We start from the raw sequence: 1,817 nt of genomic DNA, 5'->3' as shown, positions 1-1,817 counted from the left end.
AGGCCGTCTCAAAATAAATTTTGGGATGGCCTTTTTAATTTCGGTTTAACAATATGACTTAGGACTTCAAAGTCAACTTTGTTTTTTAGAAGTAAAGCAAAAGTTTAAAATCAAAAATCAGGTAGTTTGAAGGTAAAAAATGGCCCTTTCAGGCTGCTTTCTTTCTTAGATTATGTGCCAGGGCCAGTAATCCTGCCTCTATTTCCACTTTGGATTTGCCCCGCAACATAAAGCGTTTAAATTGATGGTTATTTTTGATATTGCCAAAGACAGGTTCTACATCGCAGGGCCGTTTTTTGCGATGATAAATGCCCTCCTCACTGTTCAGATTTTCTTTTACCCGCTGCTTGTATTTTTTTAGCCTGTGATTTACTTCGATTACCCTGTTGCCCCTGGCTTTATGACAGGCGCCTCTTAACGGACAACCGTTACAGTTTTGAGCTTGGTATCGCGTAATAATTTGGGTAAATCCGGTTCGCGTTTTTGTTTGATGCGTACCGATATTTTCCATCCGTTGCCCCATCGGACAAACATAAAAATCCTTCTCACTATTGTAATAAAGTGTATCTGGTTTAAATGGGTATTTTTTATCGGCTTTGCTGCTTTGCTCTTTATCAAAATAATTGTACTTCACATAATTTTCAATATTGTTTTGCTGGAGGTACTGGTAATTTTCTTCTGATCCGTAACCCGCATCTGCAGTAATGGTTTGAGGCAGATGTTGATATTGTTGTTTGTAAATTTCGGTGTGCTCCTGTAAAGTAGTAGTATCGGCTGTTGTAGGATGTAATGAGTAGTTTACGATGTATTGATTATTGGTTGATATCTGAAAATTATAGCCAGGTTTTAATTGCCCGTTGAGCATGTGATCTTCCTTCATTCTCATGAAGCTTGCATCGGTATCTGTTTTACTAAAACTGTTTCTGCCATTCAAAATCTTTTCCTGCTCAGCATACTTTTTTAAGTTGTTGGGCCAGTTTTTCTTAGCATAATTTAATTTCTGCCTTATTTGTTTGTTTACTGGCTTATCCTTTAATGCTTCGTCTATTTTTTGTATCGTTTGTTCTACTTTCCCGGCATCTATTTTCCCAAAATCAGTAGGATCAGTATCCGGCATTTCTGCCGCTGCTACATTTTGCGCATATTGCCACAGCTCATCGAGCTGCTTTTTGATTCTTTCTTTCGAAGTCCTGATGGCATTGCCCCAGACAAAGGTGTAGCGGTTGGCATTTGCTTCTATTTTGGTGCCGTCTGTATAAAGCGATTTTATATTTAGTACGCCTTCCTCAGCCAACAAAAGCACTACCTGGGTAAATACTTGTCTGAGCACTTCTTTTAAACGCTCACTTCTAAATCTGTTAATAGTGTTATGGTCAGGTGTGTTCATACCGCTGAGCCACATATAATGAATGTTTTCTTTTAAGGCCGCTTCTATTTTGCGGCTGCTGTAGGTATTATTTATGTAGGCATACACTAATACTTTAAGCAGCATCCGGGGATGAAAACTACTTGTGCCACCACCTTTGTATTTTTTGATCAGAGGCTCGATATCTATTTTATCTAGTACCTGATTGACAACTCTTACAGGATGGGAAGGACTAATTAGTTCATCAAGCGATGGCGGAAGCAGCATCGCCTGATGTTGCGTATATGCTTTGAAAGCTACGCTCAGTTTACGTTTTGCCATATTATTAAGACAACACCTAATCCCAAATCATTGCATAAATACTACACAAAATTTATCTACATCAAATTGTGAATAAACCCACCTAAAATTTAAAAATAAAAAAAAGAGGCTATCCTTTTGAGACAGCCTC

Annotated in this window: 1 protein-coding gene; it reads right to left on the bottom strand. The window is 38.2% G+C overall.

What is annotated here, in order from left to right; all coding sequences use genetic code 11:
• Nucleotides 1–148 precede the first annotated feature (148 nt).
• Nucleotides 149–1,687 carry an IS1182 family transposase gene (locus EFY79_RS21250; RefSeq protein WP_123122772.1) on the bottom strand — a complete coding sequence of 513 codons (1,539 nt, stop codon included), beginning with the start codon at nucleotides 1,685–1,687 and terminating at the stop codon, nucleotides 149–151.
• Nucleotides 1,688–1,817 lie beyond the last annotated feature (130 nt).

Source organism: Hanamia caeni (assembly GCF_003721595.1).
GTDB lineage: Bacteria > Bacteroidota > Bacteroidia > Chitinophagales > Chitinophagaceae > Ginsengibacter > Ginsengibacter caeni.
The sequence above is the reverse complement of the archived record's forward strand: the minus strand, read 5'-3'. Positions and strand labels throughout refer to the sequence as shown.

Excerpts from the sequence above, each read along its gene's own strand:
- EFY79_RS21250 (WP_123122772.1), bottom strand. The coding sequence starts at position 1,687 with ATGGCAAAACGTAAACTGAGCGTAGCTTTCAAAGCATATACGCAACAT.